The sequence below is a fragment of the Qipengyuania nanhaisediminis genome (genome assembly GCF_045862805.1).
Classification (GTDB): Bacteria; Pseudomonadota; Alphaproteobacteria; order Sphingomonadales; family Sphingomonadaceae; genus Erythrobacter; species Erythrobacter nanhaisediminis_A.
Genome location: NZ_AP025760.1, coordinates 1,936,059 through 1,958,942, shown reverse-complemented (window position 1 = coordinate 1,958,942; position 22,884 = coordinate 1,936,059). Strand labels below are relative to the sequence as shown.

23 protein-coding genes are annotated in these 22,884 nt (G+C 64.0%); 15 read left to right on the top strand and 8 right to left on the bottom strand.

Translation table 11 applies throughout. From position 1 onward, the window contains the following. Positions 1–9 precede the first annotated feature (9 nt). From ACKTSM_RS09435 to ACKTSM_RS09405, 7 genes are all read left to right on the top strand, one after another. The gene (locus tag ACKTSM_RS09435) at positions 10–291 is read left to right on the top strand and encodes a hypothetical protein (RefSeq protein WP_407874403.1); all 282 of its coding nucleotides are present in this window, start codon (positions 10–12) and stop codon (positions 289–291) included. Positions 292–340: 49 nt separating this feature from the next. Continuing rightward, entirely contained in the window at positions 341–883 is a 543-nt protein-coding gene (locus ACKTSM_RS09430) for a hypothetical protein (protein WP_407874402.1), read from the top strand. Further along, the gene (locus ACKTSM_RS09425) at positions 880–1,359 is read left to right on the top strand and encodes a glutathione peroxidase (RefSeq protein ID WP_407874401.1); all 480 of its coding nucleotides are present in this window, start codon (positions 880–882) and stop codon (positions 1,357–1,359) included. The genes ACKTSM_RS09430 and ACKTSM_RS09425 overlap by 4 nt, the downstream gene beginning before the upstream one ends. Before the next feature lie 75 nt (positions 1,360–1,434). Continuing rightward, the gene (gene dnaE / locus ACKTSM_RS09420; protein WP_407874400.1) at positions 1,435–4,947 is read left to right on the top strand and encodes a DNA polymerase III subunit alpha; all 3,513 of its coding nucleotides are present in this window, start codon (positions 1,435–1,437) and stop codon (positions 4,945–4,947) included. Between the two features lie 113 nt (positions 4,948–5,060). After that, on the top strand, positions 5,061–6,671 hold the full coding sequence (locus tag ACKTSM_RS09415; RefSeq protein WP_407874399.1) for a long-chain fatty acid--CoA ligase: 1,611 nt from the start codon (positions 5,061–5,063) through the stop codon (positions 6,669–6,671). A gap of 5 nt (positions 6,672–6,676) precedes the next feature. Then, positions 6,677–7,111, top strand: a complete 435-nt coding sequence (locus ACKTSM_RS09410) for a DUF1330 domain-containing protein (RefSeq protein ID WP_407874398.1) — start codon at positions 6,677–6,679, stop codon at positions 7,109–7,111. 10 nt (positions 7,112–7,121) lie between these two features. Further along, entirely contained in the window at positions 7,122–7,736 is a 615-nt protein-coding gene (locus ACKTSM_RS09405; RefSeq protein WP_407874397.1) for a hypothetical protein, read from the top strand. A 37-nt stretch (positions 7,737–7,773) separates the two neighbouring features. Here ACKTSM_RS09405 and ACKTSM_RS09400 read toward each other — a convergent pair whose 3' ends face one another. The 5 genes from ACKTSM_RS09400 to ACKTSM_RS09380 form a co-directional block, all read right to left on the bottom strand. Next, positions 7,774–8,352, bottom strand: a complete 579-nt coding sequence (locus ACKTSM_RS09400; RefSeq protein ID WP_407874396.1) for an N-acetyltransferase family protein — start codon at positions 8,350–8,352, stop codon at positions 7,774–7,776. Between the two features lie 80 nt (positions 8,353–8,432). After that, complete coding sequence (locus ACKTSM_RS09395) at positions 8,433–9,533, bottom strand: PA0069 family radical SAM protein (protein ID WP_407874395.1); 1,101 nt, start codon at positions 9,531–9,533, stop codon at positions 8,433–8,435. A gap of 160 nt (positions 9,534–9,693) precedes the next feature. Next, a complete protein-coding gene (moaB, locus tag ACKTSM_RS09390; RefSeq protein WP_407874394.1) occupies positions 9,694–10,224 on the bottom strand; it encodes a molybdenum cofactor biosynthesis protein B in 531 nt (176 codons plus the stop codon). Positions 10,225–10,240: 16 nt separating this feature from the next. Then, positions 10,241–11,911: a transglycosylase SLT domain-containing protein gene (locus ACKTSM_RS09385; RefSeq protein WP_407874393.1), complete on the bottom strand. Its 1,671-nt coding sequence runs from the start codon at positions 11,909–11,911 to the stop codon at positions 10,241–10,243. A 101-nt stretch (positions 11,912–12,012) separates the two neighbouring features. Next, a complete protein-coding gene (locus ACKTSM_RS09380; protein ID WP_407874392.1) occupies positions 12,013–12,795 on the bottom strand; it encodes a hypothetical protein in 783 nt (260 codons plus the stop codon). 102 nt (positions 12,796–12,897) lie between these two features. Between ACKTSM_RS09380 and ACKTSM_RS09375 the strand changes: the two genes are divergently transcribed. The 8 genes from ACKTSM_RS09375 to ACKTSM_RS09340 all read left to right on the top strand — a co-directional run bounded on the left by ACKTSM_RS09375 (position 12,898) and on the right by ACKTSM_RS09340 (position 21,097). Next, positions 12,898–14,544 (top strand): 4Fe-4S dicluster domain-containing protein, encoded by a 1,647-nt coding sequence (locus tag ACKTSM_RS09375; RefSeq protein ID WP_407874391.1) that lies wholly within the window; start codon positions 12,898–12,900, stop codon positions 14,542–14,544. A 151-nt stretch (positions 14,545–14,695) separates the two neighbouring features. Continuing rightward, positions 14,696–14,860: a hypothetical protein gene (locus tag ACKTSM_RS09370; protein ID WP_407874390.1), complete on the top strand. Its 165-nt coding sequence runs from the start codon at positions 14,696–14,698 to the stop codon at positions 14,858–14,860. 3 nt (positions 14,861–14,863) lie between these two features. Then, positions 14,864–15,706 carry a 4-(cytidine 5'-diphospho)-2-C-methyl-D-erythritol kinase gene (locus tag ACKTSM_RS09365; RefSeq protein ID WP_407874389.1) on the top strand — a complete coding sequence of 281 codons (843 nt, stop codon included), beginning with the start codon at positions 14,864–14,866 and terminating at the stop codon, positions 15,704–15,706. Further along, entirely contained in the window at positions 15,703–16,425 is a 723-nt protein-coding gene (locus ACKTSM_RS09360) for an N-formylglutamate amidohydrolase (RefSeq protein ID WP_407874388.1), read from the top strand. Before ACKTSM_RS09365 ends, ACKTSM_RS09360 begins: the two co-directional genes overlap by 4 nt. A 38-nt stretch (positions 16,426–16,463) precedes the next feature. Further along, complete coding sequence (ilvD, locus tag ACKTSM_RS09355; protein WP_407874387.1) at positions 16,464–18,179, top strand: dihydroxy-acid dehydratase; 1,716 nt, start codon at positions 16,464–16,466, stop codon at positions 18,177–18,179. Further along, positions 18,151–18,501 carry a hypothetical protein gene (locus ACKTSM_RS09350; protein WP_407874386.1) on the top strand — a complete coding sequence of 117 codons (351 nt, stop codon included), beginning with the start codon at positions 18,151–18,153 and terminating at the stop codon, positions 18,499–18,501. The genes ilvD and ACKTSM_RS09350 overlap by 29 nt, the downstream gene beginning before the upstream one ends. Then, positions 18,498–19,892, top strand: coding sequence for an NAD(P)H-hydrate dehydratase (locus ACKTSM_RS09345; protein WP_407874385.1), 1,395 nt, complete (start codon positions 18,498–18,500; stop codon positions 19,890–19,892). The genes ACKTSM_RS09350 and ACKTSM_RS09345 overlap by 4 nt, the downstream gene beginning before the upstream one ends. Further along, the gene (locus ACKTSM_RS09340; RefSeq protein ID WP_407876347.1) at positions 19,889–21,097 is read left to right on the top strand and encodes a class I SAM-dependent RNA methyltransferase; all 1,209 of its coding nucleotides are present in this window, start codon (positions 19,889–19,891) and stop codon (positions 21,095–21,097) included. Before ACKTSM_RS09345 ends, ACKTSM_RS09340 begins: the two co-directional genes overlap by 4 nt. On the opposite strand, the gene ACKTSM_RS09335 is transcribed toward ACKTSM_RS09340, so the two are convergent. The 3 genes from ACKTSM_RS09335 to ACKTSM_RS09325 form a co-directional block, all read right to left on the bottom strand. Continuing rightward, on the bottom strand, positions 21,094–21,873 hold the full coding sequence (locus ACKTSM_RS09335) for a hydrolase 1, exosortase A system-associated (protein WP_407874384.1): 780 nt from the start codon (positions 21,871–21,873) through the stop codon (positions 21,094–21,096). The genes ACKTSM_RS09340 and ACKTSM_RS09335 overlap by 4 nt on opposite strands. Next, on the bottom strand, positions 21,870–22,502 hold the full coding sequence (locus ACKTSM_RS09330) for a hypothetical protein (RefSeq protein ID WP_407874383.1): 633 nt from the start codon (positions 22,500–22,502) through the stop codon (positions 21,870–21,872). The genes ACKTSM_RS09335 and ACKTSM_RS09330 overlap by 4 nt, the downstream gene beginning before the upstream one ends. 75 nt (positions 22,503–22,577) lie before the next feature. Continuing rightward, positions 22,578–22,850, bottom strand: coding sequence for an acyl carrier protein (locus ACKTSM_RS09325; protein WP_407876346.1), 273 nt, complete (start codon positions 22,848–22,850; stop codon positions 22,578–22,580). Positions 22,851–22,884 lie beyond the last annotated feature (34 nt).

Sequence of the window (22,884 nt, the reverse complement as noted above, 5' to 3'; positions counted from 1 at the left end):
GGCAAATTCATGGCAGACCATCCCAGCACCTTCGAAGGCACCCCGCTCAAGACCGGCGAGGAGGCATGGCAGGACCGCGCAGCACTCGTCGCCAAGGAGAGCAGCGACGGATTGCTGTCGGGCGCCAACGCGCTGCGCCGCGGCACCTTTGCCGAAATGATCCGCCACATCGCCATGCTTCCCGAAGGCGAGCGCGACCAATACGTGATCGAGAAGAAGGGCGACCGCGAATATTCGGCCGCAGAAGCGCTGGAGCTTGCATCGCGCGATGATTTCCCGTCCAATGGCTGAATGACGCGCGCCTCCTCTTGCATGGGGCTTGCGCAAGGGGAGGTCCACAATGCTCGAAACCGTCGCCGCTGCCGCCCTGGCCATCACCCAGGCTGCCGCCAGCCAGACCCCGCCCGCGCCCCCGCCAACGCCCCCGCAATCGCCGGCGTGCACGGGCGAGGGGCACGCCCAGTTCGATTTCTGGGTGGGCGAATGGGAAGTCACGCCCAATGGCGGCGAGCAGTTGATCGCGCATAGCCGGATCGAACGGCTCTACAATGGCTGCGCGGTGCGCGAGAACTGGATGCCGCTCAACGGGCGCGATGGCGGCAGCCTCAACAGCTATGACGCGGCGACCGGACGCTGGCACCAGACCTGGATCGGTTCATCGCCGGGCCGGGTCGAGTTTGCCGGCGGATGGACGGGTGAGGCGATGGTGCTGACCGGCAACTGGCCGAGTCCCGCCGCCGCGCACCAGCTCGTCCGCATGACCTATACGCTAACGCCCGAGGGCCATGTTCGCCAGCATGGCGAGGCATCGCTCGATCACGGCGCGAGCTGGCAGCCCAGTTTCGACTTTATCTATCGCCGCAAGGACACCGCAAATCCATGACCACCATCGCCGATTTTCAAGTCACCACGAACCGTGGCGAAACGCTCGACCTCGCTGAGAAGAAGGGCAAGGTCCTGCTGGTGGTCAACACCGCGTCCAAATGCGGTTTCACCCCGCAATATGACGGGCTCGAAAAGCTCTTCCAGCAATACAAGGACCGCGATTTCGAAGTGCTCGGCTTTCCTTGCAACCAGTTCGGTGCGCAGGAACCGGGCAATGCCGACGAGATCGCCGAGTTCTGCAAGGTCAATTTCGGCGTCACCTTCCCGCTGATGCAGAAGATCGACGTCAACGGCCCCGATGCGTCGCCCTTGTTCGACTGGATGAAGGAGGAGAAGAAGGGGCTGATGGGATCGAAATCGATCAAGTGGAATTTCACCAAGTTCCTGATCGATCGCGACGGCAAGGTCGTGAAGCGCTACGGGCCGCAGGACGCCCCGGCCGCGATTGCGCGCGACATCGAAAAGCTGCTCTGACACTTTCCACCACCTGTGGAGAATTAGCGCGGCCTGGCGCTTTGGAAATCGCGCCCGAATTCCTAGATTGAAGCCATGCCTTTCGCCCCCTTCGTTCCGCTGCGCGTGATGTCGTCCTATTCGATGCTCGAAGGGGCGATCGATCCCAAGGCGATTGCCCGGCTCGCCAAGGAGCGCGGCTTTCCCGCGATTGCGATCTGCGACCGCAACGGTCTGTATGGCGCGGTGATGTTCGCCAATGCCTGCAAGGGCGAGGGCGTGCAGCCGATCATCGGCACACTGCTCGGCGTTGCGCGCTCCAGTTCCGACGGGGGCAGCGAGGGCAAAATGGTCGATTACCTGCCGCTCTTCGCGCAGGACGAGGCGGGCTATGACAATCTGTGCCATCTCGTCAGTGCCGCCCATCTCGACCGACCGCTCGAATTCGAACCGCATGTCACCATGGACGCGCTCGAAGGCCGCACCGACGGGCTGATCGCTCTGACAGGGGCGGGCGAGGGCGCGCTCACCCGCCTGCTGGCCGAGGGGCAGGTCCAGGCCGCCGAAGCTCTAGCCGACCGGCTCGGCGCGCTGTTTCCCGAGCGCCTCTATATCGAGCTTGCCCGCCACGGCGACCCGGTCTGCGAACAGGCCGAGACGGCGCTGGTGGACATGGCCTATGACCGCGACATCCCGCTGGTCGCCACCAATCCGGCCAATTTCGCCGAGCCGCACATGCACCGCGCGCATGATGCCATGCTGTGCATCGCGCATTCGACCTATGTCGAGAACGAGGACCGGCCGCGCACCAACGAACAGGCCTTCGTCAAGTCAGCACCGATGATGGAAGAGGCGTTCTGCGACCTTCCCGAAGCGGTCGCCAACACGCTGGTCATTGCCCAGCGCTGCGCCTTTGCGCCGCCTTATCGCGACCCGATCCTCCCGAGCCTAGCAGGCGACCTGGAAGGCGAGGCGAAGATGCTCGCCGAGCAATCGCGTGCCGGGCTCGAGGTGCGGCTGGCGGCCTATGAGGAATTGAGCGCCGAGGAGCGCAAGACCTATTTCGACCGGCTCGATTACGAGATCGAGATCATCGTCGGAATGGGCTTTCCCGGCTACTTCCTGATCGTTGCCGATTTCATCCAGTGGGCCAAGGACAACGGGATCCCGGTGGGCCCGGGACGCGGCTCGGGCGCGGGTTCGATCGTCGCCTGGGCGCTGACGATCACCGATCTCGACCCGATCCGGCTGGGCCTGCTGTTCGAGCGCTTCCTCAATCCCGAACGCGTGTCGATGCCCGACTTCGACATCGATTTCTGCGAAACCCGTCGCGGCGAGGTGATCCGCTACGTCCAGGAGAAATACGGCGCCGATCATGTCGCGCAGATCATCACCTTCGGCAAGCTCAAGGCGCGCGCCGTGCTGCGCGATTGCGGGCGGATCTTGCAGATGAGCTACGGTCAGGTCGATCGGCTGTGCAAGATGGTGCCCAACCACCCGACCGACCCCTGGACGCTGCCGCGCGCGCTCAATGGCGCTGCCGATTTCAAGAAGGAATACGACAACGACAACGAGGTGAAACGCCTCGTCGATCTCGCCATGCAACTGGAGGGATTGCCGCGCAATTCCTCCACCCACGCCGCGGGCGTGGTGATCGGCGACCGGCCGCTGGCCAAGCTGGTGCCGCTCTACCGCGATCCGCGCTCGGACATGCCGGTGACCCAGTTCGACATGAAACACGTCGAAAGCTCGGGGCTGGTCAAGTTCGACTTTCTCGGGCTCAAGACTCTCTCGGTTCTGCGCAAGGCGGTCGACCTGCTCGGCGAGCGCGGGATTGCCATCGACCTGGGCGCGCTGCCGCTCGATGACAGCGCGGTCTACGACCTCATGCAGGCGGGTAACACGGTCGGGGTGTTCCAGCTCGAATCGGAAGGCATGCGGCGCACGCTGAAGGCGGTGAAGCCGTCCAATTTCGGCGACATCATCGCGCTCGTCTCGCTCTATCGTCCGGGGCCGATGGACAACATCCCGCTGTTCGGCCAGCGCAAGGCGGGCGAGGTGGCGATCGAATATCCGCACCCCAAGCTCGAAGGCATCCTGGCAGAGACCTACGGCATCTTCGTTTACCAGGAACAGGTGATGCAGGCCGCGCAGATTCTCGCCGGCTACACGCTCGGCGACGCCGACCTGCTGCGCCGCGCAATGGGCAAGAAGGTCCAGGCCGAGATGGACAAGCAGCGCGTCCGCTTCGTCGAGGGCTGCAAGGAAGTCTCGGGGATCGAGGCCAAGCAGGCGAACGAATTGTTCGACTTGATCGACAAGTTCGCAGGCTACGGCTTCAACAAGTCGCACGCCGCCGCCTATGCGCTGCTCGCCTATCAGACCGCTTGGCTGAAGGCGCACTACCCGGAGGAATTCTACGCCGCCTCGATGTGCTTCGACATGCACCAGTCGGAAAAACTGAGCGTGTTCGTCGATGATGCGCGCCGCTACCCGGTCGAGCGCGCCGAGGGCACGGGCATCGCTGTCCTCCCGCCCGACATCAATGCCAGCCATGCACGCTTCACCGTCGAACAGACCGATGACGGCTACGCGGTGCGCTACGCGCTCGCCGGGATCCGCAATGTCGGCGAGAAGGCGATGGACGCGCTGGTAGCCGAGCGCGAGGCCGGCGGGCCGTTCGAGAGCCTCAAGGATTTCTGCGAGCGCCTGCCGCCCGGAGCGATGAACCGCCGCCAGCTCGAAGGGCTGATCTGCGCCGGCGCGCTCGATGGCCTTGAACCCAACCGCGCAGCGCTGCTCGCCAATGCCGACATGCTGCTCGCGGTCGCCGATGCCGCGATCCGCGAACGTTCGAGCGGGCAGGGCGGATTGTTCGCCGGCGATGCCGCGCCCGAGGCGGAACTGCGGCTCCAGGCTTGCGAGCCGTGGTCGCGGATCGAACAGATGGCCAAGGAGCGCGAGAATTTCGGCTTCTATTTCTCCGCTCACCCGGTCCAGCAATATCGCGACGTCGCCTCGGCGCAGGGCGCGCGCACCTATCAGAGCCTGATGGAATCGGGCGCCCCTCCGGGCGGGCGCGGCCGGGCGGTGATCGCGGCCATGGTCGAGGCCGCCAACAAGGGCCGCACCAAGCGCGGGGCCGAATTCATCCGCGCCGATTTCTCCGATGCGTCAGGCCAGTTCTCCTCTGCCTGTTTCGAGGAATCGCTGGTCGAGAAGTTCCAGCAATGGGCTGCCGAAGGCGAATGCGTGCTGCTCAATGTCGAGCTCGATTCGCCCAATCCCGGCGAACCGCCGCGCCTTACCGTGCGCGGGGCACGCCCGTTGTCATCGGTGAGCGGACGCACCGCGATGATCCTCAAATGCGACATTGCCAGCACCGAGGCTCTCGCCGCGCTCAGGCTCGAACTTGCCACCGGCAACGAGGCTCCCGGCGAAGTCCTGGTGCGGCTCGTGCTCGGCCCCGATGAGGAGGCGCATATGCGGCTCGGAAGCAATTTCGTGCTCGACGGGGACCTCGCCGAACGGCTTTCCCAGGTGCCGGGTATCGACAACGTCTCGCTCGAACCGATGCGCAGCCGCGCCCGGCTCAAGCTGGTCGCGTAAGCGAGCGGCGTTCGCGCCTTCCAAAACCCCGATTGCCAAGCCGCGCGCGGCTCGCCATGATCGGTTGCAAAGGCGTATCGATGCGCCGCAAGTGATTGGGGAGAGAGACCGGAATGCCGACACAGAACCTGGGCGCGATGCAGGACTGGACCATGCGGATCACGCACGTGATCGACCATGCCGCGCGCGAGGCCGGCGGGCGCGAGATCGTCACCCGCTGGGCCGATGGCAGCGAGACCCGCACCGATTGGGCAGGCATCCACCGCGATGCGAAGAAAATGGCGCAGGCGCTCGAGGCGCTCGGGATCAAGCCGGGCGAAAGGGTGGCGAGCCTGGCAATGAACCATTCGCGCCACCTCGTCAGCTGGTACGGGGTCGCGGGGATGGGCGGGGTGCTTCACACGGTCAATCCGCGCCTGTTCGAAGACCAGCTCGAATATATCGTCACCCATGCCGAGGATCGCGTGCTGTTCTACGACGCCGCGTTCCAGCCGATCGTCGACAAGATGAAGGACCGTTGGACCACGATCGAGCATTACATCTGCTACGATTCCGGCGACCATGCGCGCAGTTTCGAGGACTGGATCGGCGAGCATGACGGCGAATATGAATGGTTCGCCGGAGACGAGCGCGATCCGTGCATGATCTGTTACACCTCGGGCACCACCGGCAATCCCAAGGGCGTGCAATACGAACACCGTTCGACCGTGATGCACGCACTTGCCGGTCTGCAACCTGCCGCATTCAATTTCTCGAGCGCTTCGGTGATGCTGCCGGTGGTCCCGATGTTCCACGCCGCGTCCTGGGGCCTGCCCTATGCGGGCGCGATGGCGGGCATCAAGTTTGTCTTTTCCGCGGTCAACGACCCTGCGGTCCTGCATGAATTGATGCTGCGCGAAGGAGTGACCGACAGCGCCGGGGTGCCCACCGTCTGGCTCGCCCATTTCCAGTATTGCGACAAGGAGGGGCTCGACCTGCCGCCGCTCAAGGCCGCGACGATCGGCGGAAGCGCCGCGCCGCGTTTCATGATCGAGCGGTTGATGAAGAACGGCACCCGCGTCCAGCACGCCTGGGGCATGACCGAGACTTCGCCGATCGGCACGGTCGGCGGGCCGACCTGGGACTGGGAGCAGCTCAGTTTCGAGGAGCAGGTCGACAAGACCGCGATGCAGGGCCGCCCGGTGTTCGGGGTTGAGCTTCGCACGGTCGATCTCGACGACATGGCGAGCGAGCTTCCGCGTGACGGCAAGACCTCCGGCGCGCTCCAGATCCGCGGTCCGTGGATCATCCGGCGCTATTTCAAGGCCGAACAGGACGCGGTCGATGCCGATGGCTGGTTCGATACCGGCGATGTCGGCATCCTCCACCCCGACGGCACCTTGCAGCTGACCGACCGGACCAAGGACGTGATCAAGTCGGGCGGCGAATGGATCAGTTCGGTCGAGCTGGAAAACGCAGCAGTCGGGCATGAAGGCGTGGCCGAGGCGGCTTGCGTGGGGATGCCGCATCCCAAGTGGGATGAACGCCCGGTGCTGTTCGTGGTCAAGAACGAGGGGGCCGACGTCTCCGAGGACGACATCATCGAGCACCTTCGCCCGCAGATCGCCAAGTGGTGGCTGCCCGACGCGGTCGAATTCGTCGACGACATCCCGCACACCGCGACCGGCAAGATCTCGAAGAAGGACCTTCGCGACCGCTTCTCCGACTACAAGCTTGAAGGGTGAGCCTAGTGAGCGAGACCTATATCGATCCCTCGCCGGCCAATTTCGCCGCGTTCAAGGACCTGCCGCGCGATCGCCCGATCCACATGCTCAACCTGCTGCGCTTTCGCGAGAAGGCCGAATATCCGCAAGGCCAGGAAAATCACGGCAAGGGCTGGAGCGGGCAGCGCGCCTATGAGGAATACGGCCGCACCTCGGGGCCGATCTTTCGCCGGGTCGGCGGCGCGATCGTGTGGCGCGGCACGTTCGAAACGGTTGTGACAGGCCCGGATGACATGCGCTGGGACGACGGTTTCGTCGCGCAATATCCCCATGCCGGCGCGTTCTTCGAGATGATCAAGGACCCTGAATATCAGAAGGCCGTCGTCAACCGCACCGCCGCGCTCGCCGACAGCCGCCTTGTGCGGTTCGCCCCGGGCGAGGCGGGCGAGGGGTTCGGGTGAAAGCTATCCAATGACATTCATCGGCAGGAAAGCGGCGCTGCTGCTGACCGCGTTCGGCGCGCTCTGGACAACCCCTGCTCAGGCGCGCGATTTCGAGGTGTCGCACGCAATGGTGCCTTACGTCTATCGCTATGCGGCCTGCGTGTTCAACGCCGGCCTCGGCGAAACCGAAGCGCGCATCGCGCAGTGCCAGCGGCTTCGCACCCAGATCATGGCGCATTCGCAGCCGGTCTTCGCGCTGTGGCATCGCGGCGAACAGCCGCGCCGCGCACGCCAGTTCACGCGAATCCTCGACCAGCTCGAAAGCGAAGCGCGAATTGCCGACCAAGAGCGCAAGACCGTGCCCGAGCCGATCATCTCCTACTTCAAGTGCATGAGCGGACCGACGATCAACAGCGAGGACTTCGTGTCAGGCGTCGTGATCTGCTTTACCGAGCTCAACCGGGTGTGCAACGGGGCGATCGGCCTGACCGGAACCGAGGTCGAGAACTGCCGCGCCGAGCGCCTGATGCAGCGCCTGCGGCTGAGCGGGAACGAGCACTATTCCGCGGGCGGCGTTCCGCGCGGCATCACCTATCGGCGCGGGTTTCTCGGACTGCACCGATTGCCCAGCGACGACGAGTAGGCGCCGCGCCCACACGCAATTGTCGCGGGGGCCCCTGTCACCCCAATTGCTTGAGAACGTCGGACAAGCCCGGTTCGGCGAGCGAGTGCTTGAGCGAGGCGATTGCCTGCTCGATATCGATCTCGAATTCGACCACCGCGCCCTCGCTGCCCTGTTTCACTCCGCCGAGCGAGCGGGTCATGCGCCGAGCCGCCTCGTTTTCGGACAGGAGGTGAACGCTCAATTCCTTCAACCCCTCGCGCTGGCAGTCGATCAGCATCACCAGGGTCAGGAGCCGCGCCAGGCCGCGCCCGTGATATTCGTCGATCACGGCCACCGAGAACTCTGCCTGGGACGGATCGTCTTCGTCACGGAAGGCATGGACCACCCCCAGTGCCGGAGTGTCCTCGCGGTCCGATCGCAATGCTCCCCAGGCGATGTGGCTGTGTCCGTCTGCATCGACGAGGCGGTCGATCACGTGCTGGGGCGGGACGGTCATGCCCGAAAAGAAGCGCAAATAGCGCGACTGTTTCGACATCCGGGCGATCCCGGCCTTCAGGCGTGCCTCGTCGTCCTTGCGCACCTCGCGGATGCATACCGGAGTTCCGTCCTGCAAGCGGGTGTGAATGACGCTCATGATCACCTGTCTCGAAGTGCGGGCCGATCACCATATCACGCCGGTGAGCGTCGGCCCAAGGCCGGCGTCGCGTCTGCGGATCACAGCAGGCGCATCTGTCCGCCGGTTTCGGGCGGGCGGAAGCGCGAGCAGTCGAGTTCGAACAGGATACGCGCCTTTTCGCGGTCGATCCCGGCGCGCTTGCAAGCAAGGTTGAACCGCGCGCGGAACAGGTCGGCCCAAACCCCGCTCGGTTTCATGCGGGTGAAGAAATCGGGATCGTTGTCGCGCCCGCCGCGGATCGATCGCACGATGCCCATGACCTTGCCCGCGCGATCGGGGTAGTGGACGTCGAGCCATTCGCGGAACAGGGGCGCGACCTCGTGTGGCAGGCGCAGCGGAATCCAGCCGGCACTTTTCACCCCTTGCGCAGCGACCGCCGCGATGATGCCTTCCATGTATTCATCGGTGATCGCCGGGATCACCGGCGAGACCGAGCAATGGACGGGCACTCCCGCCTCCACCAGCCTGCCGAACGCGGCGACCCGCTTGGCCGGGGACGGGCAGCGCGGCTCGAGCTTGCCCGAAAGCCTCGGATCGAGACTGGTGACCGAGATCGCGACCGCCACGAGCCGCTGCTCTGCGAGATCAGCGATGAGGTCGAGATCGTCGAGCACGCGGTCCGACTTGGTGGTGATCGTGACCGGGTGGCGCGCATCGAGGCAGACCTCGAGCACCTGGCGGGTGATGCGGTAGCGCTTCTCGATCGGCTGGTAGGGATCGGTATTGGTGCCGAGCGCGATCGGAGCAGGCTTGTAGCGCGGCTTGGCCAGGGTTTCGCGCAGCAGCCGCGCAGCATCGGGCTTGGCGAACAGGCGGGTCTCGAAATCGAGGCCGGGCGACAGGTCGTGAAAGGCATGGGTGGGGCGGGCAAAGCAGTAGACGCAGCCATGTTCGCAGCCGCGATAGCCGTTCACCGAGCGGTCGAACGGCACGTCGGGCGACTGGTTGAAGCTGAGGATGGTCCTGGGCCGTTCCTCGGTCACCTCGGTGCGCAGCTTGACCGGTGGCCCGTCGAGAGACTGGACGTGGTCGCGCCAGTCGCCATCGGTCTCGCGCGTGGCGAGGCCGAAACGGGTCGGCACCGCCGCCGAGGCAGCGCCGCGTCCGCGCTGGTAATCGGGGTGCGGGGGCTTTTGCATCGGTGAGAACATATAAAGAACACCGGCGCGCCTGTCACCCGCTTTCCTACTGCGCCCGATCCTGCCAGGCTCCTCGCCCGGGGCGCCGCCACCTCGCTCATCTTCAAGGTCACGGCAAACCCGCCCGCCGCGATTGTATTTGATCAACTAGCCCCGCGAATCACCGCTCGCGCAATCGCGGCATCGGGTCCACGAAGTTGCAGGGCCGGTTGCGGGAATCGAGCTGTTCGGCAAGGATCAGGTCCCACCCGTCTCGGACCGCTCCGTTTGAGCCGGGAAGGGCGAAGACATAGGTGCCGCGCGCCACCACCGCGCAAGCGCGCGACTGGATCGTGCTGGTACCGATGGTCTGGTAGCTGAGCCAGCGGAACAACTCGCCAAATCCAGGGATCGCGCGCGCCTCGGCAAGCCCTGCCAAGGCCTCGGGCGTGACATCGCGTCCGGTTAGTCCGGTCCCTCCGGTGGTGATCACCGCGTCGATGGCAGGGTCTTCGATCCAAGCCTCGATCCGCGCCGTTATGGCAACGGCATCGTCGCGCTCGATCTCGCGCGCGGCGAGCGTGTGACCGGCATCCCGGATGCGTTCGGCGAGGATATCGCCCGAGCTGTCGTCCGAGCTCGTCCGCGTGTCGGAAACCGTGAGAAGGGCGATGGCAATCGGGGTAAAGGCGAGGCTTTCGTCGATCGCCATGGAAACGGCTCCGGAGCTAGTCGATGGACGCGGTTCTCATCGTAGCGACATAGGGGAATTCGGGCCAGCGCCCCTGTGCCAACGCACGGCGCGATGGCGAGGCAACGCCCGCGGCGCGCTCGTACATCCAGTAATTGCGCATGACGATGGCAACATAGCCCCGCGTTTCCCAATAAGGGATCGATTCCATCCACAAGAGCGGATCGCCCTGGTCGTTGATCTCGTCGTTCCAGCGGGTCACCGGGGAGAGACCGGCATTGTAGGCGGCCATGATCTTGGGCAGCAGGCCCTGCGTTGCAGGACTGTCTCGAAGCATTTCCAGATTGCGCTGGCCAAAGGCTAGATTGACCTCCGGATCATCGAGATCGACATAAGAGGCGCTCATGTTGAGCCGCGGGGCGTGCTGCCGGACGGTTATCGGAGTGATCTGCATCAACCCGCGCGCATTGGCAGGGCTCACGGCGCTGGCGCGGAAGTTCGATTCCTGCAGCGCATGAGCAAAGGCTAGCGCGGGATCGACCCTCCAGCCGGTGACGGGCTGCCATCGCGCTAGCGGGAAGCGCAGCGCAGGATCGGCGCGCATGCCATAGGGGGCGTAATGGGCCATGAACAGCTGGGTCGTGGGCAGGCCGAGTTCGCGAGCAAGCCGCGCCAGAACCGGGTAGTCTCGTGCTCTCCCGATCCGGGCTTCGTGGCGCAGCACCTCGTCAGCCAGCGCCGGACGCCCGATCTCGACCAGGGCGGCAGCAATGCGGACATTGCGTCGGTCGCGCACCGCTTTCCAGTCGTGTTCGCTAAAGCGCTGCGGGACGGCCTGCTGCGCAACCTCGATCCCGAGCTGATCGATCGCGAGCATGCCGTAGAGCGTCTCATCATGGCGCGCAGCCGCGGAAAGGTGCTGCTGCGCTGCATCCGGTTCGCGGCAACGGATCAGCGCCCGGTGTGCCCAGTAATGCGCCGCGGCGGTCAATTCGGTATTGGTCGACCGGTCGGCCGCGCGGGCAAAGGCTTCGCCTGCCAGCGCACAATAGCCCATGCGCCAGGCGGCCAGACCGGCGACCCACTCGCCTTCGGCTACCCAGGGACCCGAACCCTGCTTTACCGTTTCAGCCAGTGAGAGCGCGTTGGCATCGTCGTTCTCGATATAATAGCTCCAGGCCACGCGCTGGCGCCATTCGGCACGCGCTGCAGGGCTGAGCATCGGGTCTACTGATACCAAAGCGGCATGGGCGCTGACCGGGTCATCTCCGCGAATGGCTTCGAGAATCGTTTCGCGAATCTTGGCCGGCATCGTGCCGTCATCGATGGTGGCAGGCCGCAATCGCTTCGATGCGGACGGCTGGCGCGCAAAGATTTGCGGAGCGGGCAGAACGGGCGTCCGTTCGAGGCCGCGCCTCTCGCCAAGCCGCCCGATTTGCTCGGCTTGGGGCAATTCGACCCCTTCCTCGAACCAGCGTGCGATCTGGTCGGCGTCTATCCGCGGGCTGTTGGCGTGGGTGAAATATTCGGCTTCCGCCACCTGCTGGAGAAGACCGCCACGGGTGCGCTCGATCAAAGCCGTCGCGCGTTGCCAGTCCTCGCGGTCGATTGCGGCGAACAGGTCACGATAGGTCTGCCGCTCGGCTTCGGAAAGTTGCGGCGGGATCTGCGGTTGCTGGGCGGCATTGCGATCGTAATGCGCCGCCATGCTGCCCGGGGGAGAGACTTGCTGAGCTGTCGCCGGGGCTGAAGCGATTGCGGCTGCGAGCACGACCGACGCAAACAAGGCGCCGCGTAGCCCGCTCGAAATCACATTGTGCCCGCCCATTCGACCCATCTCCGCCAGAATCTCGCCTTGAGCCGGGGCATCGCCAAAAGGCTTTCGAGCCCCTCGCTCATCAGTAAAGGCACTGATTGCCGATCCTGGTTGATTTCAAGTAAACTTGTACCGGATCCCGATACATTTTGTCCGATTAGCGGCAAAGTGGATTTTCCGAATACGAGCAGTTTTTGCGGCGAAACGAGTCCTATGTGGTGCCGGTTGACCGCGAGCATCCCGCCAACTGCCAGGGCGGGGGTGTCGGCCATTGGGGTGTGACGCGGCAAGGCCGAGGCGAAATAGACGCGGTCCCGAGCTATCCCCATCGCTGCCAGCATGTTGCCGAGCAATTGTCCTTGCGGCCCGGACAGCAACGTGTCGGTGTCGCCTTCTTCGGGATCGGTGACGAGCACCATCAGTTCGGCGCCTTGCGGACCACGGGGCGCGGTGCGTCCACGCGGTCCGATGGCATCGAGGCCGGATGTCTCGAGCCAGAAAGAACGAAATTCCTCGATCGTTTGCGGTGGCGACGCGCCAAGCAGGTTTCGTTCGATGGGTGCAGGTTTTTTTGCCGGTTCCACCACGCTGGTCCGCGCCGCACGGCTGGTACGGTCGTCGCCCGTATCATCGGCCACGGGGCCGCTGGCTATGTCGGTATCGCTACCGAGCCAATCCGTAGCGTCATCTGCGAAATCGTCCGTGACCCCGGCCATGCGCCACCATTGCAGCGCGGCGCGGGCTTCTTGTTCGAAAGGCGTGGTCGCAGCGTTCATGCTCTTCATTCCAGCCCTTGACTGTCCCTGCCGCGCTTAGCAAGTGCACCGGGAGACAAATTTGCGAAGAAATTCGCCGGAACGCAAGGACGAGACAAGCGCATGACCGAACGCGAATCCATGGAATGTGACGTCGTCATCATTGGCGGCGGACCGGCTGGCCTATCGGCCGCGATCCGGCTGAAGCAGATCAATGAGGAACTGGAAGTCGTCGTTCTCGAAAAGGGATCGGAGATCGGCGCGCACATTCTTTCTGGCGCGGTGGTCGACCCCAAGGCGCTCGACGAGCTGCTGCCCGATTGGCGCGACATGGATTGCCCGATGGCCGAAACGCCGGTCACGGACAATTGGCACTGGGTGCTTTCGAAGAAGGGCAAGACCTCTCTGCCGCACATCTTCATGCCGCCTCTGATGAGCAATGACGGGTGTTATACCGGCTCCCTCGGCAAACTGACTCGCTGGCTCGGCGAGCAGGCTGAGGCGCTGGGTGTCATGGTCTTCCCCGGCTTCCCCGCATCCGAGGTGCTGTTCGATGATGCCGGCGCGGTGCGCGGCGTCGTGACGCAGGACATGGGTGTTGCCGCCGACGGTTCGGAAAAGGGCGATTTCCAGCCGGGCATGGAAATCCTCGCGAAATACACCCTCTTCGCAGAGGGCGCGCGCGGCAACCTCACCAAGAAGATGAAAGCGCGCTTCGATCTCGAGGCCGATTGCCAGCCGCAGGTCTATGGCCTCGGCATAAAGGAATTGTGGGATATCGACCCCAAAAAGCACGTGCCCGGCCGCGTCATCCATACGCAAGGCTGGCCGCTCACCGAGAGCGATAGCTGGGGCGGAGGCTTCCTCTACCACCAGGCGAATGGCCAGGTGGCGCTCGGTTTCGTCACCGCGCTCGATTACAAGAATCCGTGGGTCTCGCCCTACCAGGAATTCCAGCGCTGGAAGCAGCACCCCGCGATCCGCGAATATCTCGAAGGCGGAACGCGCGTTGCCTATGGCGCACGCGCGATCAATGAAGGCGGCTGGCAATCGGTGCCGAAACTCGCTTTCCCGGGCGGGGCGCTGATCGGCTGTGCGGCGGGCTTCGTCAACGTGCCGCGGATCAAGGGCAGCCACACCGCGATGAAGAGCGGCATGCTGGCAGCCGAGAGCGTGGCGGCAGCGATAGCTGCGGGACACGCGCAATCCGAGCTTTCCGATTACGATGCAAACCTGCGCGAAAGCTGGATCGCCAAGGAATTGAAGCTCGTCCAGAACGCGCAGCCCGCGGTGGCCAAGTATGGCGGCGACATCGGCACGCTGCTGGCGGGCGCGGACATGTGGATGCGCACGCTCAAGATCGGCCTTCCGATCAGCATGGAGCATCACCGCGACTACACGATGACAGGGCGCGCCGATCTCTATCCCAGGATCGACTATCCCAAGCCCGATGGCACCATCAGCTTCGATAGGCTCACCAACGTCGCCTACAGCTTCACCAACCACGCCGAGGACCAGCCCAACCACCTCAAGGTGGAGGATTACGAGTTGCAGCGCGAAAGTGAGCTCGCTGTCTTCGGTGGACCGTCCGAGCGGTATTGCCCGGCCGGGGTCTATGAATGGATCATCGAGGAGGGGCAGGAGCCCAGGTTCCAGATCAACTCGCAGAACTGCGTCCACTGCAAGACCTGTGACATCAAGGATCCCAACCAGAACATCGAATGGACCACGCCCGAAGGCGGGGGCGGGCCGAATTATCCGAACATGTGAGGCGCGTTTGCCCTCGGTACGAGACAGTGTAGCTCGATAGCGGAATTAGGATCACGGAGAGTTTGAGTTGCGGTCTGACGAGTTGGTTGTGAGCGGCGGGACCATCACCTCTTTGCATGCCATTGCAAATAGGTTTTCAGTGGGACTTGCTATGCTGGCGCTGAGCGTCTGGGCTTTGTATTCGACGCTGGAGCCCTATCAGAAGGATCGGCTGCAAGACGTGGCCCTGATCCACCTTCTGGCAATGGCGCCTGCTGGGACGCTCGAACCTTATCAGGAAGAGCGGCTGCAAGACGCATTGACCTTCGAAGACTAAGTGGTGGCCCAAAGTCCCCTTAGAGGCGCGAGTCAGTCCATTCGCGAAACCGCCCACGCCAAGATCAACCTCGCGCTGCATGTCCGTGGGCGGCGCGAGGACGGCTATCACGAGCTCGAGACGCTGTTCGCCTTTGTCGATGCGGGCGACCGCCTGATTGCGCGACCTGCCAAGGAGGATCGCGTCACCACGATCGGCGAGTTTGCGGGCGGAATCGAAAACCCCTTCGACAATCTCGTTGCCAAAGCGCTTGCTGCGATGCCTCGCTCGCAGGGGCTCGAGATCACGCTGGAAAAGAACCTGCCCGTCGCCGCCGGCCTTGGGGGCGGGTCTGCCGATGCGGGCGCGGTGTTTCGAATAGTCATGGCCGAATACGGTTTTCGCGATGGCTGGGAGGCAAAAGCCGCCGCGCTTGGAGCGGATGTCCCGGCTTGCGTGGCCAGCATAGCCTGTGTCGGGCGAGGGACCGGGACACAGCTCGCACCCGTTCTAAACGACCTCGAAGGCACTCCGGTCCTGCTCGTCAACTCGCGCGTGCCGCTTGCCACCGGGCCGGTCTTCAAGGCGTGGGACGGCATTGATCGCGGCCCCCTCCCGCAAGGCACGGCACGCGAAATCGCGCTGGCAGGCCGCAACGACCTAACCGAGCCTGCCCTCGACCTCGCGCCGGAAATCGGGCAGGTTCTGGCCGAACTCGAGGCGGGCGACAGCTGGCTTGTGCGAATGTCGGGATCGGGAGCGACCTGTTTCGCGTTGTACGAAAGCGAGGCGGCACGCGACCAAGCACTGCGCCGGATCGCCAGTGAACGCCCCTACTGGTGGTGGCTTGCAGGGAAATTGCGATGATCGACGGACAGCCTTTCAGGCAGATTGGTGAGCCTCGGCGTGGCGGCATAGTCTGCGTGGTCGATCATGCGTCCAATTTTGTGCCTGAGGACATCGTGCTCGGCATACCTGATGGTCTGCTCGACACGCATATCGCGGTTGATATCGGCACGATCGGCATCGCGGCGCGCATGGCTCGCCGTCACGATATCCCCGCTCACGTTGCGCAGATCAGCCGGCTGGTGATCGACCTTCACCGCGAGGAGGACCATCCGGAGGTCGTTCCGACCACGAGCGACGGCCACCTTATCCCGGGCAATATCGGCGCCGATGTCGAAGCACGCCTCGCTCAGTATCATCGTCCCTATCACGAGGCGCTTGGCCGATGGCTAGACGCGGCAAGTCCCAAGCTGATCGTTTCTCTCCACAGCTTCACCCCGAAGCTGGAATCGGGCGGGGAAGATCGGCCATGGGAAGTTGGCTTGCTCTACAATCAGGATGACCGCGCCGCGCGTCACGCGATCCGCCTGTTCGGCGAACAAGGCGTCACGGTCGGCGATAACGAGCCCTATTCGGGCAAGCAGTTCAATGCGACGATGAACCGCCACGCCGAGGCGCATGGCCGCCATTACTGCGCGATCGAGGTCAGGCAGGATCTCGTCGCGACCCGCGCGGACCAGGCGCGCTGGGCGACCATGATTGCCGACGTTGCAGGAAGGGTTGCGCTCGCGCTCGACTAACGGCAGGGCAGTGTCGCTGCCGGATGCCGGGAATGACAATGCCGATCAATAAGAACAAACTGCCGTCACGTCACGTATCCGTCGGACCCGAAAGGGCGCCGCACCGCTCCTATTATTACGCAATGGGATTGAGCGAGGAAGAAATCGCGCAGCCTTTCGTTGCGGTTGCGAGCGCAGGCAACGACAGCGCGCCTTGCAACACCACGCTCGATGCCCAGGCCAATATTTGCCGCGAGGGAGTGATTGAACGCGGGGGCACGCCGCGTCGCTTCAACACAATCACCGTCACCGACGGGATCGCCATGGGCCATCAGGGGATGAAGAGCTCGCTTGTGAGCCGCGAGGTGATCGCAGACAGCGTCGAGCTTTCCGTGCGCGGTCATTGCTATGACGCGCTGGTCGGATTTGCGGGTTGCGACAAGAGCTTGCCCGGCATGATGATGGCCATGTTGCGTCTCAATGTGCCTTCGATCTTCGTCTATGGTGGCTCTATCTTGCCGGGAACGCATCACGGCAAGGACGTGACAGTGGTCGACGTGTTCGAAGCCGTCGGACAGCACGCAGCCGGCAATTGCCCTTTGCAGGAACTGGTCGCGCTCGAAAAGGTCGCCTGTCCTGGTCACGGCGCTTGCGGGGGGCAATTCACCGCGAACACCATGGCGTGTGTCGGAGAGGCCATTGGACTAAGCCTGCCGAACAGCAACATGGCGCCTGCTCCTTACAAATCGCGCGAGGAAATAGCGCGTGCGGCAGGCATGCAGGTGATGGAGCTTCTCGGAAGAAATCTGAGGCCGCGCGACATATGCACCCGCGCCGCCTTCGAAAACGCCGCGCGCGTGGTCGCCGCGACTGGCGGATCGACCAACGCAGCGCTTCACCTACCTGCGATGGCGAGCGAGGCAGGTATCGATTTCGACCTGTTCGACGTTGCCGAGATTTTCAAGTCGACGCCTTACATCGCCGATCTCAAGCCGGGCGGAAAATATGTCGCCAAGGACATGCACGAGGCAGGTGGTGTGTACATGGGCATGAAGACGTTGCTGGATGGCGGCTTCCTCGATCCCGAGCCGATGACGGTGACCGGCAAGACCCTTGGCGAGAATATCGACGAGATCACCTGGAATCCCGAACAGAACGTATTCTACGACGTTCGGACTCCGATAACGCCGACCGGCGGCGTGGTCGGCCTCAAGGGCAGCCTCGCGCCCGACGGCGCGATCGTGAAGGTCGCGGGAATGGAACGGCTGCAATTCACCGGGCCTGCACGGGTCTTCGAATGCGAGGAAGCCGCCTTTGCCGCGGTCGAGGCGCGCGACATCGCCGAAGGGTCGGTAATCGTGATCCGCTACGAGGGCCCCAAGGGCGGTCCGGGCATGCGCGAAATGCTGGCCACCACCGCTGCGTTATACGGTCAGGGCATGGGCGAAAAGGTCGCCCTGATCACCGACGGCCGCTTCTCAGGGGCGACGCGCGGCTTTTGCATAGGACATGTCGGACCCGAAGCCGCCGAATGCGGCCCGATCGCGTTGGTCCGCGATGGCGATGTCATAAGCATCGATGCCGAGGCGGGGACCATCGATCTCGAAATCGATGCGAACGTCTTCGAGGAACGGCGCAAGAGCTGGCAGCCTCGCGTCAACGATTACCGGTCGGGCGCGCTGTGGCGCTATGCGCAAAATGTCGGGCCCGCGAGCAAAGGCGCGCTGACCCATCCGGGCGCGAAATGTGAAAGCCATGTCTTTGCGGATATCTAGCCTGGCAATCTTCGCATTGAGCATCCAGGGATGCGGCGCAGCACAAGACTTGCCCCAAGGCGAAATGATCGCCTGCGCTATTGGCAACGGAGCCGAATTTACCGAGAGTTGCGTGCTCGAAATACGCGGCGACGGGGTAATGGTGCTTCATCAACCCGGCGGCGGTTTCCGCCGCGTCCGCCGGACTGGTGACGGCATCGAGAGCGCTGATGGGGCCGAGAGGATCGTAGGTCTCGCGGGCGGTTCCGAGGCCTTTACCGAATTTGCGATCGGTCATGATCGCTACCGTATTCCCGCTCGCTTTGGGATTGCGGTAGAATGACACAGGACCGCGCCCAGATTTTGACAGCACGGCAGATGAGCGATGCCGAACAACGCCTGATCGATGGGGGCAGTTCGATAGGGGAACTGATGGAGTGCGCCGCGGCAGGCGCGGCAGAATGGGTCCGGCGCATCGCGGCGGGGCGGTCGGTCACCGTTCTTTGCGGCCCGGGGAACAATGGCGGCGATGGCTATGTCATCGCGCGGCGCCTGCGCGATTCGGGGCTCGAGGTGCGCGTGATCGCGCCGGTCGAGCCGAAGACCGACGCCGCCGTGACCGCACGGCGAAATTGGGGAGGAGATGTCGAGACCACCGGCGGATTGCTCGAAGGCCACGTGCTAGTCGACGCCTTGTTCGGATCGGGGCTGGCGCGCCCCCTTTCGGGCGAGCACGCGCTATTGCTGCGCGATCTTGCTTCGCGACACGCGCTGACGATTGCGATCGACATGCCCTCGGGCGTTCCGAGCGATGATGGCCGCCTTCTCAACGACAAGCTTCCGCGCGCCGATGTCACGCTTGCTCTGGGGGCTTGGAAATTCGCACACTGGCTTTTGCCGGGGCGCGAATGGTGTGGACGCAAGCGCCTAGTCCCGATCGGGATCACTTCGGTCGAGGATGCAGCCCGCCTCGTCACACGCCCCAAGCTTTCGCCGCCCGGGACAAGCGCCCACAAATATAAGCGCGGGCTTGCAGCTGTCGTCAGCGGAGAGATGCCCGGCGCACCGATGCTCGCCGCCATGGCTGCTCAGCGCGCGGGGGCTGGCTACGTCAAATTGCTCGGTGGCTGCAATTCGGCACCTGATCCGGCGCTTGTTTGCGACGATCGGGCGCTGGCGGAAGCACTGGATGACAGCCGGATCGCGGCGATACTCGTTGGACCCGGACTGGGGAGGGACGAGCATGCACGCGAACGGCTGAATGCGGTGCTTCGTGCCGATGTTCCAAGCGTCCTCGACGCCGACGCGCTGAACCTTTTGCAGCCGAAGATGCTCGATGCAGGCCGTGCAATCCTCGCCACGCCGCATGACGGTGAGCTAGATAGCCTGTGTCGCCATTTTGCCGTGATCGCCGAAGGACGAAGGCAACGAGCGCTCGGTCTTGCCCGGGCGAGTGGCATGTGCGTGCTTGCCAAAGGACCCGATAGCGTCATTGCCGCCCCGGATGGGCGGCTCGCGCTGGTGCCGCCCGCACCGAGCTGGCTTTCCGTCGCCGGCAGCGGAGATGTCCTCGCGGGCATCGCGGTCAGTCGCATGGCGAACGGGCGCGATCCCTTCGCTGCGGCCTGCGAGGCAGCCTGGTTGCACGGCAAGGCAGCGCGCGATTGCGGCGCGGCTTTCACGGCGCGGGACCTGGCGAAAAATGTTTCGGGAGCGATCGCCGCATGCCTTTGAGCGAACACGAACCGATCGTGCGCATCGCGGCCAAGGGGGACGGGGTAACGACCAGTGGCCGCCATGTCGCAGGAGCCGTCCCGGGCGACCTGTACTCGCAGGAACATGGGGTCGAACCCGGCACGCACCACGTCGAGCCTCCGTGTCGCCATTTCACTCGCTGCGGCGGCTGCCAGTTGCAGCATGCTGACGAAGAGGTGCTGCGCAAATTCGTTATCGACAGGGTGGTCAATGCCGCGGCCGGGCAGGGGCTTGAGCCGGGCAATCTGCTGCCTGCCCATTTGTCGCCTCCCCATGTGCGCAGACGCGCGACCCTTCACGGCTTGCGCACGCAAAAGAGCGCGGTGCTCGGCTTCCGCGAGGGTGGTTCGCACCGTATCGTCGATCTGGCCGAATGCCCGGTTTCGCATCCCGCAATCGTCGGTCTCTTCCAGCCACTGCGCGAATTGCTCGCGACGCATGGGCCGCGCGGCAATGTCGATATCGCTCTCACGGTATGCGATCAGGGCGTGGATGCGGGCCTCGTACACTTCCCACTTGAAGACCTTGCAGCGACCGAAGGTGCGCTCGATTTTGCGCGTGATCACGGCCTTGCACGCCTCACCATCGATCAGGGTTACGGAGCCGAAACGGTCTGGGAACCAGAGCCCGCGACCGTGACGCTTTCGGGCGTTCCAGTGGGCCTTCCCCCCGGCGCTTTCCTTCAGGCCACCCGCGATGCCGAAGCGGTCATGATTGCCGATGCGCGAGAGTGGCTGGGCGGTTCACCCATTGTGGCTGACCTGTTCGCAGGACTGGGCACCTTCGCCTTTGCGCTGGCCGGTACGGGGCCATCGACGCGAAAAGTGCTGGCGGTCGAAGCCGAATGCGCGGCGCATCTATCCAGCAAGGTCGCGAGCACCCGAACCGCTGGCAAGATGATCGCGCTTCACAGGGACCTGTTCCGCAATCCACTTCAGCCTGCCGAACTCGACCGTTTCGACGCTGTGATTATTGACCCGCCTCGCGCTGGAGCCAAGGCACAGATTGCGCAGATCGCCGAGAGCACGTTGTCCCGGATCGTTTATGTCAGTTGTAACCCTTCAAGCTGGGCGCGCGATGCGGCAACACTCGGCGCGGCAGGGTTCAAGCTGGAACAGCTGCGCCCGGTCGGCCAGTTCCGCTGGTCCACGCATGTCGAATTGGTGAGTCTTTTCACCCGTTAGGCGCGTAGGGCTGCGAGAACTTCGCGTTCGAGCCAGGCCGCATGGTCCGGCGACGAATAGGAATGGTCCGCGCCAGGACACCGATGAATGCGAGGATCGTTTGCGTCCCAGCTGCTTTCGAACACCTGCGCAGTTCGATCGCCAGTGGCAAGCAGGATGACGGTCCCCCCCTCGAAATGATCGAGCCCGGCTCGCACCTCTTGTGCGAGCGAGTTTGTCCCGCCTCCCGGACGCACCGACCGGGCCAATCCGCGCGCGAGTTTGCGCAAATCGACTCCGCCGCGCAGCAGGCGCATGATCTCGCCGGGACGGGTCAGTTTCTCCAGATAGCGCGCCCGGATCGCCGACGGTGCATGGACCGGCTCTTCCGCGTCGCTCTCGATCACCCAGGGATTGGACAGGATGAGGCCATCGAACCCTGCTCCGCCTGCAAGCATAAGCGCCGAAGCCGCGTCGCAATTGCCAAATGCGACCACGCGCTGAACCTGTGGTGCCATCGCCCTGAAAGCCTCGAGCGCGGCGCTGATATCGCTGCCGGAAGCCTTGAAACCCCGATTTTCACCCTCGCTGTCGCCGACGCCGCGCCGGTCGAAGCGAAAGACCGGGAATCCGGCCTTGGCGATCCGCGCAGCAAGGCGAGATTGGCTCGAATAGGCGCCGGATCGCACCTCGTTGCCGCCAGTTACGATCAGGAGACCGGTCGACCCCGGCGCGGTGTCGAGCGTGCCCGCCAGCGCAAGGCTCTTGCAGCCGAAAGTGAAGTGGAGCCTGCTCACGACGACGCACCGGATCGCTCGGCAACCATCATCGCGACGGCTTGTGACTGGGCGGTGTCCTCGTCAGGCTCGGCTCGCAGCCACAACCCGCGACCGCCGATTGTCTTGTGGTCTATGGCGACACGGGGAGGGGCAACCTGCCCATCGGCTGCTTCGAGCTCGCGGAACATGCTGGCGCTAATGGGCCATCCCGCCAGGATAATACCTTTGTCTCTTGCTGCAGCGGAAAGACCTTGCGAATTCTCGTCGATGCCGGCCTCTTGCGACGCGATCAGCCGTGCGCGGATCATCGCGCGTAGCAATTTCGCTCCCGATATCGGCGCATAGGCGGTGCCGGGAAGTTCGGTTGGCGCGATCAAGGCCCCCGCACGGATGGAAAGCGTTTCGGTTGCGTTGCACTGGATCGCGGCTGCGCGCGCGGCCTCGCGCCATGCAGAAAGGTCCTGTCGCTCCAGCGGGCTCAGGCTTTCGTTCTGCCCGGGCAAGTCGGGCAGGAAACAGTCGATACCTGCCTGATCGAGCGCGCGCATCACCTCGATCGTGAAGCGGCGAAGCTTGTTCGCCTCGTCAAACAACGCAGGCAGGACCAAGACCCGCCTGTCGCGCGACCGATCGAATGCGATGAGCAATTCCTCGCTAGTCGTGCCGTCGCCCTGCGGAGCATGCCAGGTCGAAATCATGAGATGCCTTGCCCGATCCCGCCCTCAGCGCGAGACAAGCTTGCTTTCTGCAAAGGCGAGAAGGCCGCCATAGGTTTCGAGCATCTCGCCATCCACGTCATCATCCTCGATCACGATGTCGAGCCGGTCTTCCATTTCGGTCAGTAGGCCGGCGACCGCCATGGAATCGAGCTCTGGCAAATGTCCGAACAATCCGCTTTCCTCGCCCAGTTCGCTGGCCTGCTGTGCGTCGATCCCCAGAACGTCTGCGATGATCGACTTTAGCTCGTTGTCCAGCGCAGCCCGGCTCATGGCCATGTCAGCGCCAGGCGCGTCATCGCGGGTCTCGGCA

Coding starts and splice junctions, on each gene's coding strand:
- ACKTSM_RS09360 (WP_407874388.1), top strand. CDS start 15,703: ATGATCGACGGACAGCCTTTCAGGCAGATTGGTGAGCCTCGGCGTGGC.
- ACKTSM_RS09430 (WP_407874402.1), top strand. CDS start 341: ATGCTCGAAACCGTCGCCGCTGCCGCCCTGGCCATCACCCAGGCTGCC.
- ACKTSM_RS09400 (WP_407874396.1), bottom strand. CDS start 8,352: ATGAGCGTCATTCACACCCGCTTGCAGGACGGAACTCCGGTATGCATC.
- ACKTSM_RS09405 (WP_407874397.1), top strand. CDS start 7,122: ATGACATTCATCGGCAGGAAAGCGGCGCTGCTGCTGACCGCGTTCGGC.
- ACKTSM_RS09425 (WP_407874401.1), top strand. CDS start 880: ATGACCACCATCGCCGATTTTCAAGTCACCACGAACCGTGGCGAAACG.
- ilvD (WP_407874387.1), top strand. CDS start 16,464: ATGCCGATCAATAAGAACAAACTGCCGTCACGTCACGTATCCGTCGGA.
- ACKTSM_RS09345 (WP_407874385.1), top strand. CDS start 18,498: ATGACACAGGACCGCGCCCAGATTTTGACAGCACGGCAGATGAGCGAT.
- moaB (WP_407874394.1), bottom strand. CDS start 10,224: ATGGCGATCGACGAAAGCCTCGCCTTTACCCCGATTGCCATCGCCCTT.
- ACKTSM_RS09375 (WP_407874391.1), top strand. CDS start 12,898: ATGACCGAACGCGAATCCATGGAATGTGACGTCGTCATCATTGGCGGC.
- ACKTSM_RS09380 (WP_407874392.1), bottom strand. CDS start 12,795: ATGAACGCTGCGACCACGCCTTTCGAACAAGAAGCCCGCGCCGCGCTG.
- ACKTSM_RS09395 (WP_407874395.1), bottom strand. CDS start 9,533: ATGCAAAAGCCCCCGCACCCCGATTACCAGCGCGGACGCGGCGCTGCC.
- ACKTSM_RS09435 (WP_407874403.1), top strand. CDS start 10: ATGGCAGACCATCCCAGCACCTTCGAAGGCACCCCGCTCAAGACCGGC.
- ACKTSM_RS09325 (WP_407876346.1), bottom strand. CDS start 22,850: ATGGCCATGAGCCGGGCTGCGCTGGACAACGAGCTAAAGTCGATCATC.
- ACKTSM_RS09370 (WP_407874390.1), top strand. CDS start 14,696: ATGCTGGCGCTGAGCGTCTGGGCTTTGTATTCGACGCTGGAGCCCTAT.
- dnaE (WP_407874400.1), top strand. CDS start 1,435: ATGCCTTTCGCCCCCTTCGTTCCGCTGCGCGTGATGTCGTCCTATTCG.
- ACKTSM_RS09385 (WP_407874393.1), bottom strand. CDS start 11,911: ATGGCGGCGCATTACGATCGCAATGCCGCCCAGCAACCGCAGATCCCG.
- ACKTSM_RS09415 (WP_407874399.1), top strand. CDS start 5,061: ATGCCGACACAGAACCTGGGCGCGATGCAGGACTGGACCATGCGGATC.